16 protein-coding genes are annotated in these 14221 nt (G+C 60.2%); 8 read left to right on the plus strand and 8 right to left on the minus strand.

All coding sequences use genetic code 11. The features are described from left to right. Window positions 1-143: 143 nt before the first annotated feature. Window positions 144-704 carry a helix-turn-helix domain-containing protein gene (locus H5P29_RS16775; RefSeq protein ID WP_083948563.1) on the plus strand — a complete coding sequence of 187 codons (561 nt, stop codon included), beginning with the start codon at window positions 144-146 and terminating at the stop codon, window positions 702-704. A gap of 20 nt (window positions 705-724) precedes the next feature. On the opposite strand, the gene H5P29_RS16780 is transcribed toward H5P29_RS16775, so the two are convergent. Then, window positions 725-1216, minus strand: a complete 492-nt coding sequence (locus H5P29_RS16780; protein WP_154384012.1) for an NUDIX domain-containing protein — start codon at window positions 1214-1216, stop codon at window positions 725-727. Window positions 1217-1362: 146 nt separating this feature from the next. On the opposite strand from H5P29_RS16780, the gene H5P29_RS16785 reads away from it, so the two are divergent. Next, window positions 1363-2955: an MBL fold metallo-hydrolase gene (locus H5P29_RS16785; RefSeq protein ID WP_067966436.1), complete on the plus strand. Its 1593-nt coding sequence runs from the start codon at window positions 1363-1365 to the stop codon at window positions 2953-2955. 196 nt (window positions 2956-3151) lie between these two features. On the opposite strand, the gene H5P29_RS16790 is transcribed toward H5P29_RS16785, so the two are convergent. From H5P29_RS16790 to H5P29_RS16820, 7 genes are all read right to left on the minus strand, one after another. Beyond that, window positions 3152-4963, minus strand: a complete 1812-nt coding sequence (locus tag H5P29_RS16790) for a SulP family inorganic anion transporter (protein ID WP_246340644.1) — start codon at window positions 4961-4963, stop codon at window positions 3152-3154. A 55-nt stretch (window positions 4964-5018) separates the two neighbouring features. After that, on the minus strand, window positions 5019-5351 hold the full coding sequence (locus H5P29_RS16795) for a TIGR01244 family sulfur transferase (RefSeq protein WP_067961437.1): 333 nt from the start codon (window positions 5349-5351) through the stop codon (window positions 5019-5021). A 28-nt stretch (window positions 5352-5379) separates the two neighbouring features. Further along, window positions 5380-6243 carry an MBL fold metallo-hydrolase gene (locus H5P29_RS16800; RefSeq protein ID WP_067966444.1) on the minus strand — a complete coding sequence of 288 codons (864 nt, stop codon included), beginning with the start codon at window positions 6241-6243 and terminating at the stop codon, window positions 5380-5382. Window positions 6244-6282: 39 nt separating this feature from the next. Then, window positions 6283-6732 (minus strand): DUF6691 family protein, encoded by a 450-nt coding sequence (locus H5P29_RS16805; protein WP_067961439.1) that lies wholly within the window; start codon window positions 6730-6732, stop codon window positions 6283-6285. 3 nt (window positions 6733-6735) lie between these two features. Next, window positions 6736-7185, minus strand: a complete 450-nt coding sequence (locus tag H5P29_RS16810; RefSeq protein WP_067961441.1) for a YeeE/YedE family protein — start codon at window positions 7183-7185, stop codon at window positions 6736-6738. Continuing rightward, entirely contained in the window at window positions 7173-7385 is a 213-nt protein-coding gene (locus tag H5P29_RS16815) for a DUF2892 domain-containing protein (RefSeq protein WP_067961443.1), read from the minus strand. Before H5P29_RS16815 ends, H5P29_RS16810 begins: the two co-directional genes overlap by 13 nt. Before the next feature lie 443 nt (window positions 7386-7828). Further along, entirely contained in the window at window positions 7829-8494 is a 666-nt protein-coding gene (locus H5P29_RS16820; protein ID WP_083948565.1) for a Crp/Fnr family transcriptional regulator, read from the minus strand. A gap of 247 nt (window positions 8495-8741) precedes the next feature. Between H5P29_RS16820 and H5P29_RS16825 the strand changes: the two genes are divergently transcribed. The 6 genes from H5P29_RS16825 to H5P29_RS16850 all read left to right on the plus strand — a co-directional run bounded on the left by H5P29_RS16825 (window position 8742) and on the right by H5P29_RS16850 (window position 14214). Then, a complete protein-coding gene (locus H5P29_RS16825) occupies window positions 8742-9302 on the plus strand; it encodes a Spy/CpxP family protein refolding chaperone (protein ID WP_067961449.1) in 561 nt (186 codons plus the stop codon). 39 nt (window positions 9303-9341) lie between these two features. Next, window positions 9342-10043, plus strand: coding sequence for a response regulator (locus H5P29_RS16830; protein WP_067961451.1), 702 nt, complete (start codon window positions 9342-9344; stop codon window positions 10041-10043). A gap of 17 nt (window positions 10044-10060) precedes the next feature. Further along, window positions 10061-11332, plus strand: a complete 1272-nt coding sequence (locus H5P29_RS16835) for a HAMP domain-containing sensor histidine kinase (RefSeq protein WP_185910108.1) — start codon at window positions 10061-10063, stop codon at window positions 11330-11332. 304 nt (window positions 11333-11636) lie between these two features. Next, window positions 11637-12944, plus strand: coding sequence for an NAD(P)/FAD-dependent oxidoreductase (locus H5P29_RS16840; protein ID WP_154384013.1), 1308 nt, complete (start codon window positions 11637-11639; stop codon window positions 12942-12944). Window positions 12945-13039: 95 nt separating this feature from the next. Then, window positions 13040-13240: a DUF2892 domain-containing protein gene (locus H5P29_RS16845; protein ID WP_067961455.1), complete on the plus strand. Its 201-nt coding sequence runs from the start codon at window positions 13040-13042 to the stop codon at window positions 13238-13240. An 11-nt stretch (window positions 13241-13251) separates the two neighbouring features. Further along, the gene (locus H5P29_RS16850) at window positions 13252-14214 is read left to right on the plus strand and encodes an efflux RND transporter periplasmic adaptor subunit (protein ID WP_154384014.1); all 963 of its coding nucleotides are present in this window, start codon (window positions 13252-13254) and stop codon (window positions 14212-14214) included. Window positions 14215-14221: the final 7 nt, after the last annotated feature.

A 14221-nucleotide genomic window follows, 5' to 3' on the forward strand; every position in this document is an offset into this window, starting at 1 on the left:
TCTCCGCAGCGGCTCATGCGCGATGAATCTCCCGGTTACCGCGGGAGAGAGCAATGCATTCTCAGGGCAATGTCGACAATACCACGGGGTCCAATTGGGACGTGCTTTTAGGCCAGATGCCTCTTCCGGCATTCGGAGTTCCAATGCCGGCGTCATTCCATCCGGCTGGCTCCGAGATTTTCTCCCCAGGCAGCGACGCGAACTGCTTCTATGTGGTGAAATTCGGTTGCGTTCGGGTTTACAGGCTGCTGGCTGATGGCCGCAGGCAAATCTCTGCATTTCACCTGCCCGGCGAAGTGTTCGGATTTGAGGCAGATAGTCGCCATCATTTCTTCGCCGAGGCGGTCGGTGCCACCTCGACGCTTTCCATGAGAGTGTCGGCAACCGCTGATTTGTCGGCAACGCTGCTGCCTCTGGCGCTGCGCGGCCTGGTGCGCGCCCAGGAGCATCTCCTCGTTCTCGGCCGTCAGAATGCTCCTGAGCGAGTTGCCGCCTTTTTGCTGGACATGTTCGAGCGTCAGGGTGGGCTCGAGCGCTTTGAACTGCCGATGTCACGGACAGACATTGCCGATTATCTAGGCCTGTCGCTTGAAACCGTGTCACGCGTTTTCACCCGACTGCGCGGACAAGGCATCATGCGGCTGGTGTCCTTGAGAACGGTTGAAATCGTCAAGATGCAGGCGCTATCGGTTATGTGCGAATAGATGGCTGGGCATTGTCCCAGTCACTGGCCCGAGCATCTTTCCGCAGAGGCTGCGCTCGCAGTTGCTTGGCTCAGTAAATCCAACAATGGACGCTGTCCGGCGACGAGCTTGTTGCTCGCGTCGGCCAACGAGAACCACTCAATTCGGTCCACCTCCGGGAAGAGCTTGTCTTGGCCGCTGTGGGGCGGCCACTCCATGGCAAACAGGTTGCTTTTGAAATCGGTCGTCTCGATGTCGGCTTCCACGGCAAAGGCGGTGACCAGCTTCCCACTATGCTGGCGGACGGTTCCGAGCGGAATGAGCTTGCCCGTCACTTCGATGCCTGTCTCTTCCTGGAACTCTCGCCTGGCCGCTGCCTCCGATTCCTCGTCGTCGGCATACTCGCCTTTGGGCATGGACCAGGCGCCAAGATCGCGTTTGCTCCAGAACGGCCCGCCCGGATGTGCAAGCAGGACTTCCACGAACCCTTGCGTTCGCCTGAACGCTAGTATGCCTGCGCTCTTCCTTGCCATGACAAGCCTGCACCCCGCTTCCGGATGGGTTAAAAACAGCAGGCCGAAAATTGACCCCAGTCAAGGTTTGCAAAGTGAAACCTGGCAGAATTGCGTCTAGGTTGGCGGACCACGCCAAAACGGGAACCTTCGCGGAGCGTCAAGAAATGGTGCCACGTCTACGTTTTCATGGCGCGGCTCATGCGGTGACAGGCTCTTGTTACGAGCTTGAAGTCGGGAACGAGCGCATCCTGATCGACTGTGGTCTCTTCCAAGGGTCGAAATCCGAACGGGAGCTCAACTACGGAGACTTTCCATTCGATCCGAGCAGGATTGACGCGGTCGTGCTGACCCATGCCCACATCGATCACAGTGGGTTGCTTCCCAAGCTGATGAAGCATGGGTTCTCCGGCCCCATACATGCTACCCGAGCCACGATCGATCTCTGCTCGGTCATGCTGCCCGATTGCGCTCACATCCAGGAAATGGAAGTTGAGCACCTCAATCGCCGCAACGCCCAACGGGGTCGTATGGCAGTAGCCGCCATATACACGGCGGAAGACGCGGCAAAGTGCATGACGCTCTTCCATGCCAGGCAATATAAAGAATGGTTCGAAGTCGTAGCTGGTGTGCGGGTTAGGTTCTGGAACGCCGGGCATCTGTTGGGGTCCGCTTCAGTCGAAATTGAGATCAATTTTTCGGACAAGCCGCTCAGACTATTGTTTTCCGGAGATGTCGGTCCGGCCCACAAACTTCTGCAGCCGGATCCGGAAGCGCCGACGGATGTCGACTATCTGATTTGCGAATCGACCTACGGAGATCGGGAGCGAGGAGAAATCACCCCTCAGCGACGTAGGTCCCTGCTCTTGCAAGAAGTGCAAGGCGCGCTCGCCGCAAGTGGTCCGCTTATCATCCCATCGTTTGCCGTCGAACGAACGCAGGAGTTGCTTGTCGACCTGTTCTGGTTGATGCGCGAAGGGCAGATTCCCAAGGCCGATGTCTTCGTGGATTCGCCGCTAGCCACTCGCGCCAGCACAATCTTCGAGCGACATGCCGACGAAATCCAGGAAGGCGATGCGCTCAGGCAGGCCCTCAGTTCTCGTGAAATTCGCTTCACGGAAACGGTTGAGCAAAGCAAGGCGATCAATCGCCTTAGCGGGTTCTACGTCGTGATCGCAGCAAGCGGCATGTGCGATGCAGGTCGCATCCGACACCATCTGAAGGCGAATCTGTGGCGAAGGAACGCAACAGTGATGCTTGCCGGATTTCAGGCACAGGGAACGCTGGGACGCATACTCCTCGACGGGGCCGAACGGGTACGAATTCAGGGAGAGGAGTTTCAAGTCAAGGCTCGGATCAGACTGCTCGACCTGTATTCGGGCCACGCCGATGCCAGCGAGCTCGAGGATTGGGTAAGGGCGCGCCTGCCTATCCATAAAGGGGTATTCCTGACCCATGGCGAAGAAACTGGCCTGTCCGGACTGAAGGCACGCTTGGCGGCATTCGTCTCTCCGGAACGTATCATTGCGCCGCAACTCGACGAAGCCTTCGATCTCGGTAGGGCCGGCGCGCAAAGGGTTGATTTCAACGAACCGAAGCGTCTGTTGCCGGGCAAGGTCGCCCGCCTTGATTGGCACAACGAGTTATCGGAATTGCTGCTCGATGTAAGCCAGGCCGTCAGTCAGCAGGCGGACGAACGCGGACGGTCTGCTGTCATTCGTCGGCTGCGCCGAGCCCTCACCACTGAGGGCCGACCTTGAGCCGTGCCGACCAGTTCTCTCTGCATGCCGCCCAGGAGCGGATGTCCGAGCCATCATCTCGACGCGGATCCCCCAGCCGCTTGCGGGCCGTGTCGAACGCCTGTTTCGAGCCATCCAAAAGCGGACGCTGCCCAGGAGCCAATTCGACGATGGGGGACGCACCCGCATCGGTCAAGGCGAGAGGTGATGTCACGGCTTACCCCGGATCTGACCTTGAACAGGTGCTCGCGGCATGACTTGGGTTGTCCGGGTGGTTCAGGCCCTGTTTGGGGGCAAGGGTCTGCATCGCGTCGTATTGCGACAGAAACACCTGCCCCGTCAGCGCATCGAGGAAATGGGATCTTTTCAACCGGTCCATCACCGGGCCTTTCACTTCCGACAGGTGCATCTTCACTTCCATCATCCCCAGGCGATGGTTGATCGCCTCCAGGCTTTCCAGTGCGCTGAGATCGATCTCGTTGATGGCAGAGCACATCACCACCACGTTTCTGATCGGGCAATCGGAGGCGACGCGATCGGCGACGTAATCCTCGAGAAAACGAGCGTTGGCGAAGTAGAGGCTCTCGTCGATGCGGATGGTGAGAAGGGTAGGGTCGGTGAGGACGGTGTGGCGTCGGATATTGCGGAAATGCTGGGTGCCTGGAACAAGGCCAACCTCTGCAATATGTGGACGCGAGGATCTGTAGAGATGTAGTACGATGGATAGCACCACTCCCGTTGATACGCCGGTCTCTACGCCCATCGCGAGGGTCAGAGCGATCGTCGAGGCCACGGCGACGAAATCTGCCTTCGAGTAGGTCCAACTGCGCTTCAAGATCGAGAAATCGACCAACGAAAGCACCGCCACGATGATCGTCGCGGCCAAGGCGGCCGTGGGGAGGAAGTATATCAGCGGGGTTAGCGCTATGGCTGCGACGGCCAACCCTATTGCGGTAAAGGCGCCGGCGGCAGGCGTCTCGGCCCCTGCATCGAAGTTTACCACCGATCGAGCGAAGCCACCCGTCACCGGGTATCCTCCCGTGAAAGCCGCCCCGATGTTGGCGGCGCCCAGTCCGATCAGTTCCTGGTCGGGGTCTATCCGCTGTCGTTTCTTGGCGGCGAGCGTCTGCGCGACCGAGACGGATTCCACGAACCCGATGACCGAAATCAACAATGCGGGAAGCAGCAGAAGCCCGATCAGATTGGTGGAAAATGAGGGCAGCGTTAGCGGCGGCAGGCCCTGTGGCACGTCACCAACGATTTGCACTCCCTTTGCATCCAGTCCGAGGCCCCAGACTGCGACCGTCGTCACGGCCACGGCAAGCACCGGACCGGCCTTGGTCACCACATCCGCCAGGCGCGGGCCAAGGCCGAGTTGGCGCAGCATCGGTTTCAAACCCTTGCGGACCCAGAACAGAAACCCGGTGGCACCGATCCCGATCACCAGGGTGATCCAGTTGGTCGCAATGAGGTTGTCGGCCAGTGATACGACCATTGCAGGCAGAGTGTCGCCACCTGCTCTTACGCCCAGAATATGTTTGATCTGGCTGGTCGCAATGAGGATGCCGGATGCTGTGATAAAGCCTGCGATGACGGGATGTGACAGGAAGTTGGCGAGAAATCCCAGCTTAAGGAGCCCCATCGCCAGCAGGATTGCCCCAGACAATCCTGCAAGGGTGAGGGCGGCCACGGCATAGCCCATGGTCCCCTGTTCGACGATGTTGTCGATGGCAGCGGCCGTCATCAGTGACACCACCGCCACTGGTCCCACGGCCAACGCCCTGCTGGTACCGAAGATCGCGTAAAGGATGACTGGCGCGATCGAGGCATAGAGCCCGGCTTCCGGCGGCAATCCCGCCAGAAGCGCATAGGCCAGCGACTGAGGGATCAGCATGATCGTCACGATCACTGCCGCCAGCAGGTCGCCCGTCAGGGCGTGACGGTCATAGGTCCGGCCCCATTGCAGGATCGGAAGATAGCGGGCGAGCGATATGGCGGACATGGGACGAGACTTTTCTGGGTTCTTCATGGTCCAAGAGAGGCGGCTTCAATGCGTCTGCAGAAAGGGGCAGACTGTGCCGGGTTCATCCCTGGATCGCGGCAAAGAGGCTCTGCGCCCGGGCGCCCGTACGGCAATAGGCCAGAACCTTGCCTTGAGCCGTGGCCACGGCGGTGTCGAAAGCGACAACGTCAACCCTGGTTGCTTGACCTGGCGTGACCGGAATGTGGAACGCCTCAAGCCCTGCGACCAGGGCGGCGGCTTTGATCTCGGCAAAGCTTGGCTGGCCTGCATCCTCGTGATCGGGGCGGTTGCAGATCACTGTTGTAAAGCCCGCGGCCTTCAGGTCGGCGAGTTGTACAGGCGCAATCTGCGGGCTGACCGCGAAATCCGGCGTGATGTGTTTGATGTCCTGCATTTTCTTGTCCTTGAATGGAGGTCAGAGGTCAAAGCGCGTTGATGGGTACTTTGAGCATTGGCCGGCCGTCCTTGTCGGTCGGCACCTCGCCTGCGCGCATGTTCACCTGGAGCGACGGGATGATGAGTTTTGGCATCGCCAGCGTTGCGTCGCGTTCGGTGCGCAAATTCACGAACTGCTCCTTGGTGGCTCCTTTGCCGACATGGATGTTGTGTTCTTTTTCCGCGGCCACCGTGGTTTGCCACTGGATGTCGCGGCCATTGGGACCGTAGTCGTGGCACATGAACAGGCGCATCTCGTTTGGCAAAGCCAGCACCTTCTGGATGCTGTCGTAAAGTGTGGCGGCATCGCCGCCAGGGAAATCGGCGCGCGCCGATCCGCCATCGGGCATGAACAGTGTATCTCCCACGAAAGCCGCGTCACCCATGACATGAACCATGCAGGCCGGCGTATGGCCGGGGGTGTAGATTGCCACCGCCTGCATGTTGCCGATCTTGTAGGTGTCGCCATCCTCGAATAGGGCGTCGAACTGGCTGCCGTCGCGCTGGAACTCGGTGCCTTCGTTGAAAATCTTGCCGAACGTGTCCTGAACGACCATGATCTTGTCGCCGATGCCAATCTTGCCGCCGAGAGCGCTCTGAATGTAGGGCGCGGCGGAAAGGTGGTCGGCATGCACGTGGGTCTCGATGATCCACTCCAGCTTCAGGCCGTGCTTGCGGATATGGTCGATGATGGCGTCGGCATGGTCATAGGTGATCCGGCCCGCCGCATAGTCGATGTCCATGACGGAATCGATCACGGCACAGGCGTTCGAGGACGGGTCTTTCACCACATAGCTGATGGTATTGGTTGCCGGGTCGAAGAATGCCTCGACCTGTGGTTTGACGGACATGTTGATCGGATAATCTGTCACGGCAGTCTCCTTTCTGGTTCAGGTTTCGCGGCGCAGCACGCGGGCTGTGCGCGCACCGCTCAGGGCCATTAGGCCCTTGGCGCCAAAGATGCCGGCGATCAGCGCCGCCACGAAGGCGACGACCTCGATCCGGCCAGTTCCCAAGGCGGGGAGCGCAGCCCCCGGGCAGAACCCGGCGATGCCCCAGCCCACGCCGAACACGGCCGAGCCGGCGAGCAGACGGGCGTCGATGCGCAGATTGTCGGGCAAGTGGAATTTCGCGTCGATGATCGGCGAGGTCCTGCGCAAGACAATGCGATAACCAAGGAAGGCGATGATAACCGCCCCTCCCATGACGAAGATGAGGCTTGGGTCCCAGTTGCCTGTCACATCGAAGAAGTTGAGCACCTTGGCTGGGTTGGCCATGCCCGAAATCGAAATGCCCACGCCAAAGACAAGGCCGATGAGATAGGACGTCAGAAGTCGCATGTGTCAGGCCCCCAGAACATGACGGATGAGATAGACGGTCACCCCGGTGGTCAGCATGAAGGTCAATGTTGCCGCAATGGACCGGCGCGACAGGCGCGCCACCCCGCAAACCCCGTGTCCCGAGGTGCAGCCGGATCCGTAGGTTACGCCGATCCCGACCAGCACGCCGCCCACCAGAAGCATCGGCATGGACACGGTTACCTCGACTGCGGGCATCTGCCCGGTCACAGCCAGCGTAACAAGCGGCCCGCTGATCATCCCGGCCAGCAATGCAAGCCGCCAACCGGTATCTGGATGCGCGGACGGCGTCAGAACACCTGCCAGGACGCCGGTGGCTCCCATGATCCGGCCAAGGGTCAGCATCAGCAGCACCGAGGCCAGCCCGATCAGAATGCCGCCTGAGAGGGATTGCCACGGGGTGAAAAGGGTTTCGATGGTGGTCAGTTCCGGCACGTCGTGGCCCCCAGCACCGCGTAGAGTGGGCAGAAGCGGAACATGGCAGTCGCCAGCATCACAATGCCCACGACCACAGCGCCATATTCTAGTGCAACGCTGTCAACGACGTCCCAACTGCTGAACAACGCCGCAGCGATCAGCCCCACGCCGAGGACAAGACGAAGAGCCCGGTCTATGGTTCCTACATTGGCAATCATTGTCCTGATCTCCTGTTGAATACGGGACCTGTCTATGCCCTTTCGATCCGCCGTTCAGTGACGATGTCACCAAGCGGAAGTGAATGGCGGGACTTGCAGGCTGACGGGGCGGCGAAAGGGGCGATACCGAGGCTGTGCTTGCCTGTCTCCGCTGTGCTGGTATCAAGTTCCTTGGTAATCTTGGCGGAGCATTGGTCGCGGCTTGGCGTGGTGGTCGGCTCGCGGGCCTTGCCGGGCGATCAGATTGGGTGCGAACTCGGGCGTGGGAGAGCCCGGCTGGCGCCCGCGCGGGTACTGCTTCCAAGTCGTCCGGAGGCCATTTTGACCCTCAGGCAGCCCGTGTTCTTCACCGGTGTGCGCCTAGCCCTCTCTGGCCTTTTTGAGTTCTAGCGTTGGAGCCCTGAGCATCAGCGATAGCTACTGTTCACGAGAAACCATGAGATCTATCCCGCATCCAGGGCGGCTAGTCTTTCTAACCCGGCAATATCCACCAGATCGATCGTCCCGCGCGACTGCCGAATCCATCCCCGTCGCTGAAACTCGCCTAACTGGCGCGAGACAACCTCGCGCGCGGTGCCCAGTTCGGCTGCCATCTGCTGATGCGTGGCTTTGATCTGTCTTGCGCCACGTTCCAGATCGATCAGCTTCTGCGCCAGCCGGATATCGACGCGCTGGAACGCGATGTCTTCGATGACCTGAAACAGATCGGTGATCCTTTTGGAATAGGCGGTGAATATGAAACTGCGGAAAGCGACCGACTGGGAGACCAGGTCATCGAAGACCGCGCGCGGGATGGCCACGGCGCGCACGTCGGTTTCGGCGATGCCCTGGGCGGAATAGTCTTCGTGGGCCAACAGGCAGGCGGTCGTCAGTACGCAGCTTTGTCCAGCCTCGACCCGATAAAGGACGATCTCGCGGCCACCTTCCGAGACCTGCTGCACCCGCACCCTGCCTTCCAGCAGCAGAAGCAGGTTCTCGGGTGACTTGCCAGGACCGAAGATCACAGTGCCTTGCGGGACCGCAATTATGGCGCTCTTTCGGGTCAGCGCGTCGCGTACGGCCGGCTCGATACGGGACAAGCCCGGAAACTGCTTGATCCAGTCAGTCAAAACGATCGCACTCCATTATTGCGGTATTCCGCAGGGCAGACTGAAACCCGCTCACCGGATGCAGCGACATATATCTGCCAGTCGCCATCGCTCACCGCCTTGAGCCAAGTCAAAGAGCGTCCTTGGAAACCTGGTCGACAGGGAGGCACCTTCACATTTCTTCACACTTCCCCGTCACTCGAGAAACGTTGACCCTCCAGTCTGGCGTTATCGCGGCAGCAAGTGCCGCCTAACCAAGGAAGCGATCATGGACAACGACAAGCAGGATATGCAGGCCCCATTGGCTCCGAACACCGCAACTGGGTCGCGTAGCTGGGGACGGCGCATCGTTATCGGCGGCCTTGCTGCCGCAGCAGTCGCTGGCATTGGACTTGCTGTGGCCAACAGTGGCGAGTTCGGAGATGGGCACGGAATGCTGCATTTTGGCAAGGGACACCAGATGATGGATGCTTCTATGGGCCGCGGTGGCTTCTCGGAGCGCCGGATGGAGCATATGATGGAAGATATCGATGCCACACCGGAACAGTCGAAGAAGCTGAAGGAGCTCTTCGGTTCTGCCCGAGATGAGATCGCTCCGATGCTCGACGACTTCAGGGACACGCGCAACGCCGCAGCCGACATTCTGGGCGCGCCGACTATCGACCGGTCTGCAATCGAAAAGTTGCGCAGTGAGCGCGTTGCCGCGATCGATGCCGCCTCGCGGAAAATGACGGCCACTCTTGTCGATGCGGCAGAAATCCTGACGCCAGAACAAAGGGCAAAGATTCTGGAGCGTTTCAACGCGCGCGGAGGCCACGGCCGGTGGTAGGATTTCAACTGCAAGGTTGAAATCCGGAGAGTCCCGGCCATGGCGGAACAGGTGCTGATCATCGATGACGACACACGCCTGTCCGCCATGATCGCGGACTATCTCTCGGGAAATGGCTACATCGTCCACACTGCGGCAACCGGGCATGCCGGCCTCGCTGATGTGCAACGGCGTTCGCCAGACGCGGTAATTCTCGACGTCATGCTGCCCGACCTGGACGGCTTCGAGGCCTGCCGCCGCATGCGCGCCGTATCTGACGTGGCCATTCTTATGCTCACGGCGAAAGGGGATGAGACGGACCGGATTATCGGGCTGGAGTTGGGCGCAGACGACTACTTGCCAAAGCCGTTTAATCCGCGCGAACTGCTGGCGCGTCTCAAGGCTATACTGCGGCGGCGCCGTGGCGGCGATCTGACCGCATCACGCATCCTTCGGTCCGGGCGGCTCGAGATAGATCCCGGTTCTCGTTCAGTCCGTATCGATGGCCGCGATTGTCCGATGACCAGCTATCAATTCGACCTTCTCGTTGCATTGGCGGAGAATGCCGGACGTGTGCTGTCGCGCGAGCAACTGATGGACCTTGTCAAAGGCGAGGAACTCGAAGCGTTCGATCGGTCGATCGATGTGCATATTTCTCGGATCAGGGCGGCAATCGAGGATAGTCCCAAACACCCGCGTCGCATCGTAACCGTGCGCGGCGCCGGCTATGTTTTCGCTCGCTTTCAGGACGATCAGAAATAAGTCGGGGCGAAACTGTGGTGCGCAACAGCCTCTTCCTCAAGGTCTACCTCACGCTGCTGGCCAGTTTGGCCGTAGTCGCATTCACGAGTGCGTTCTTTGTCCGGCTGGGGCAGGACGAGCTGGACCGGGGATGGGGCGGCCGGCGTGACAAATTCATCGCCACAATGTTACCGGTGACCGACGATCCGGCTATGCTCAAGATCACGCTTGAACGGCTTGCGGACGCCTTCGCAGCCGACTTGGCGCTATACAACCCGCATGAACAATTGATTGCCAGTGCTGGAGAACCGTTCAAATTCGATGCGCCCGGCTCGCGTCAGTCGCACGATGGCAAACGGCCGTTTGCAATTCGACTGGCGGATGGACGGGTCATACAGGCCCGCATGCCCCTGGGGCCGGGTGGACGAAATCCCCTTGGCTATCTGGCAGTCATCGCCGGTGTCATCGGCCTTGCAGCCTATCCTGTGGTTCGTCATCTGACGCGGCGGTTGGAGCGTCTGCGCCGCGGCGTGGAAATTTGGGGGGCAGGCGAGCTTGGAACCCGGGTTGCGGCGAGTGGCAGCGATGAAGTCGCAGCAGTCGCACGGAGTTTCAACATTGCGGCCGATCGCATCGAACGTCTGGTCGACGCGCACCGGTCCCTGCTCGCCAATGCCAGCCATGAACTGCGTTCGCCGTTGGCAAGGCTTCGCATGGCCATAGATCTCTACGAGCGTTCGGCCGATCAGGCAACGAAGCGAGAGATCGTGCAAAGCCTCTCGGAACTCGACAGCCTGGTCGAGGAAATCCTGTTGGCCAGCCGGCTCGACCATGTCCAAAAACTGGACCATGTGGAAGCCGTCGACATGCTTGCACTTGCAGCCGAAGAAGGTGCGCGCAACGACGTTGCGGTCTCCGGCTCGACCGCCATGATCTCGGGCGATGTGCGGTTGTTGAGACGCCTGGTTCGAAATTTGATGCAGAATGCGTTGTGCCATGGGGCTCCGCCGGTGATCGCCGAGGTCGAGACCGATGGGGCAATCGTGCGCCTGTGCGTCAAAGACCACGGCGAGGGCATTCCGGACGGCGAGGGCACACGGGTCTTCGAACCGTTCTACCGTCCGACGGGACGAAGCGAGAGCAAGGGCGGTTGGGGGCTTGGACTATCCTTGGTCCGCCAGATCGCCACTCACCACCGAGGGTCCGTACGCTATGAAAGGGTGCCGGAGGGTGGGGCCTGTTTCATCGTGGAATTCCCTGCGTCGAGTGTGGCGCAGCCAGTCGCAAGACCAGCGCCGACGAGCGGTTGATCTGTCCCGTCAGCCCCGAACTTCCAGTGCTTAGCGCATCAACCGGGATGTCTTTGCCGCGCTTGTGTGCGTCGAAACAGGTGCGGTCCCGTGTCCGTAAGACACGCTCACTCATTGCGTTTCCCAGGATGCGTCGACTGGCAAGACGGCGTTCACTGCTGGCAGGGGCACTTGTGGCGGTATCGGTCGGTCGCTTGACAAGGATCAATGTCGAACTGGTGAGGGGGCCGTATATCACAGGCGTTCGGCGGCGCTGAAGCAACGGTTTGTAGCGTGCGCGAGGGCATCACAGCGGGAGGAATGCATGGCGCATGTTGTCGTTCTCGGTGCCGGGCTTGGCGGCACGATCATGGCCTATGAGCTTCGCAAAGGTCTTGGGAAAGAACACAAGGTTTCGGTTGTTTCCAATGGAGACCGCTATTCGTTCGTGCCTTCCAACCCTTGGGTTGCGGTCGGCTGGCGCGATAGGGAAGCCATCGAAGTCGACCTTGCACCGGTGTTTGCACGCCATGACATCGCGCTGCATCCACAAGGCGCCAAGCGCCTGAAACCGCAAGAGCGTCGCATCGAACTCAACGACGGATCTTCTGTTACCTATGACTATCTGGTGATTGCCACGGGTCCCGAACTGGCTTTCGATGAGATCGACGGGCTTGGACCTGACCACAACTCCCAGTCCATCTGTCACATCGACCATGCCCTCAAGACAAAGAAGGCGTTCGATGCGTTGGTCGACAATCCAGGTCCAGTGGTCGTCGGCGCAGTGCAGGGCGCTTCGTGCTTCGGTCCCGCCTACGAATTTGCATTCATCCTCGAAAAGGCGCTGCGCAAGGCCAAGGTTCGCGATCGGGTGCCGATGACTTTCGTCACCTCGGAGCCATATATTGGTCACCTTGGCCTGGACGGTGTCGGCGACACCAAAGGGCTTCTCGAAAGCGAGTTGCGCCAGCATCACATCAAGTGGATCTGCAATGCCAAGGTTGACCGAGTCGAGCCGGGAAAGATGTTCGTCTCGGAAATCGCCGACGACGGGTCCTTGAAGACGGCCCATGAACTCCCGCAAGTATTTTCAATGATGCTTCCGGCGTTTCGCGGTGTTGCGGCCGTATATGGCATCGAAGCCTTAACCAATGCTCGCGGCTTCATTGTCGTCGACAAGCATCAGCGCAGCATCGCCTACCCGGATATTTTTGCAATCGGTGTGTGCGTTGCCATAGCGCCACTCGGAAAGACGCCGGTCCCGATCGGCGTTCCTAAAACGGGCTTCATGATCGAATCCATGGTCACTGCTGCAGCCCGGAACATTGGCCGTCTGGTTACAGGCGCCGAGCCGGACGCCCAAGCAACATGGAACGCGGTTTGCCTGGCCGACCTGGGCGATTCCGGCGTCGCTTTCGTCGCCCAGCCGCAAATCCCGCCGCGCAATGTCAATTGGTCGTCCTCCGGCAAATGGGTTCACACGGCGAAGGTCGGCTTCGAGAGGCATTTCCTGCACAAGGTCCGGACAGGCAAGGCCGAGCCGTTTTACGAGCGTCTCGCCTTGCAGGTGATGGGCGTCGACAAGCTGAAGGAAATCAAGATCGATGACGGCGTGGCTACGCCGCATGTCTAAGTGCTTGATGCATTGCCGAGCAGGACATGCGGCGGGACGTTCCGACTCCCTATCCAAAAGTTACGAAGGCCTTCCCAGACAGACGGAGATTACCAATGACGCTTGACCGTTCCGTTCTCGCATTTGCCGGCATCATGGTGCTGCTTTCGGTGGTGCTGACGATTTGGGTTTCGCCCTTGTTCGTTTGGCTCACGGTCTTTGTTGGCCTGAATCTGGTGCAATCCGCGTTTACCGGATTTTGCCCGGCAGCGGCCGTCTTCAAGATGCTCGGCGTCAAGCCGGGCCGCGCCTTTTAAGGTTCGCCGAAATGCGAACCCTCACACTGTTTGCCGGGCTGCTCGCGTGTGGCCCGGCATTGGCTGGAACCGTGACGCTCGCCCCCACCCCGGTGATCGAGTGGAAGGCGGTCTATGGTCGGGTCGAGGCACGCGACACGATCCCTGCGCGTGCCCGCATTGGTGGGGTAATCGTCGAGCTCAATGTGAGCGAGGGCGATGATATCAAGGCCGGGCAGAAAATCGCTACCGTTCGCGATGACAAGATCGCTTTCCAGATCGCCGCGATCGACGCGCAAATTCGCGCGCTTGAGGCGCAACTTGTCACGGCAAGATCCGAGTTTGCCCGCGGCCAGACCCTGGTCGAAAGGGGCGTGATGACCGCGCAGCGTCTCGACCAGCTTCGGACCGATGCGGATGTTACACAAAACCAACTGGCTGCGAGCGAGGCGCAACGATCGGTCATCGTTCAGCAAGGCGCTGAGGGAGAAGTATTCGCGCCCGGCGCTGGCCGCGTGCTCACCGTGCCTGTGACGCGGGGCGCCGTCATCATGGCCAGCGAAGTGGTGGCCACGATAGGCGGTGGCGGCGTTTTCCTGCGCCTGGCGATGCCTGAACGCCATGCTCCGCTGCTGAAAGAGGGGGCCTCGATCCGTATCAATGCGAACGGCGCGGACTCGACCGGCCGTCTCGCAAAAATTTACCCGCAGATCGAGAATGGCCGCGTTCTCGCCGACGTCGAGGTCGAAAAGCTGGAAACGGCTTTTATCGGTGCCCGTGTGCTCGTCGAGGTTCCGGTTGGCGAGCGCTCAGCGCTGCTCGTACCGGTCGCATCCGTTGAAGCCCGGTCGGGCATCGATTTTGTCCGTGTCATGGTTGGTGGCGTCGAGATTGATCGGGCGCTTGTGCTGGGCGAGCGGATCGCACGTTCTGACGGGGACTATATCGAGGTCCTGACTGGACTCGCCGTCGGCGATGTCGTGATCACGCCATGAAGCTCCC

It is taken from the genome of Aminobacter sp. MDW-2, from assembly GCF_014250155.1.
In the GTDB taxonomy this organism is placed as follows: domain Bacteria; phylum Pseudomonadota; class Alphaproteobacteria; order Rhizobiales; family Rhizobiaceae; genus Aminobacter; species Aminobacter ciceronei.

Excerpts from the sequence above, each read along its gene's own strand:
- H5P29_RS16775 (WP_083948563.1), top strand. The coding sequence starts at position 144 with ATGCCGGCGTCATTCCATCCGGCTGGCTCCGAGATTTTCTCCCCAGGC.
- H5P29_RS16780 (WP_154384012.1), bottom strand. The coding sequence starts at position 1,216 with ATGGCAAGGAAGAGCGCAGGCATACTAGCGTTCAGGCGAACGCAAGGG.
- H5P29_RS16785 (WP_067966436.1), top strand. The coding sequence starts at position 1,363 with ATGGTGCCACGTCTACGTTTTCATGGCGCGGCTCATGCGGTGACAGGC.
- H5P29_RS16790 (WP_246340644.1), bottom strand. The coding sequence starts at position 4,963 with ATGAAGAACCCAGAAAAGTCTCGTCCCATGTCCGCCATATCGCTCGCC.
- H5P29_RS16795 (WP_067961437.1), bottom strand. The coding sequence starts at position 5,351 with ATGCAGGACATCAAACACATCACGCCGGATTTCGCGGTCAGCCCGCAG.
- H5P29_RS16800 (WP_067966444.1), bottom strand. The coding sequence starts at position 6,243 with ATGTCCGTCAAACCACAGGTCGAGGCATTCTTCGACCCGGCAACCAAT.
- H5P29_RS16805 (WP_067961439.1), bottom strand. The coding sequence starts at position 6,732 with ATGCGACTTCTGACGTCCTATCTCATCGGCCTTGTCTTTGGCGTGGGC.
- H5P29_RS16815 (WP_067961443.1), bottom strand. The coding sequence starts at position 7,385 with ATGATTGCCAATGTAGGAACCATAGACCGGGCTCTTCGTCTTGTCCTC.
- H5P29_RS16825 (WP_067961449.1), top strand. The coding sequence starts at position 8,742 with ATGGACAACGACAAGCAGGATATGCAGGCCCCATTGGCTCCGAACACC.
- H5P29_RS16830 (WP_067961451.1), top strand. The coding sequence starts at position 9,342 with ATGGCGGAACAGGTGCTGATCATCGATGACGACACACGCCTGTCCGCC.
- H5P29_RS16840 (WP_154384013.1), top strand. The coding sequence starts at position 11,637 with ATGGCGCATGTTGTCGTTCTCGGTGCCGGGCTTGGCGGCACGATCATG.
- H5P29_RS16845 (WP_067961455.1), top strand. The coding sequence starts at position 13,040 with ATGACGCTTGACCGTTCCGTTCTCGCATTTGCCGGCATCATGGTGCTG.
- H5P29_RS16850 (WP_154384014.1), top strand. The coding sequence starts at position 13,252 with ATGCGAACCCTCACACTGTTTGCCGGGCTGCTCGCGTGTGGCCCGGCA.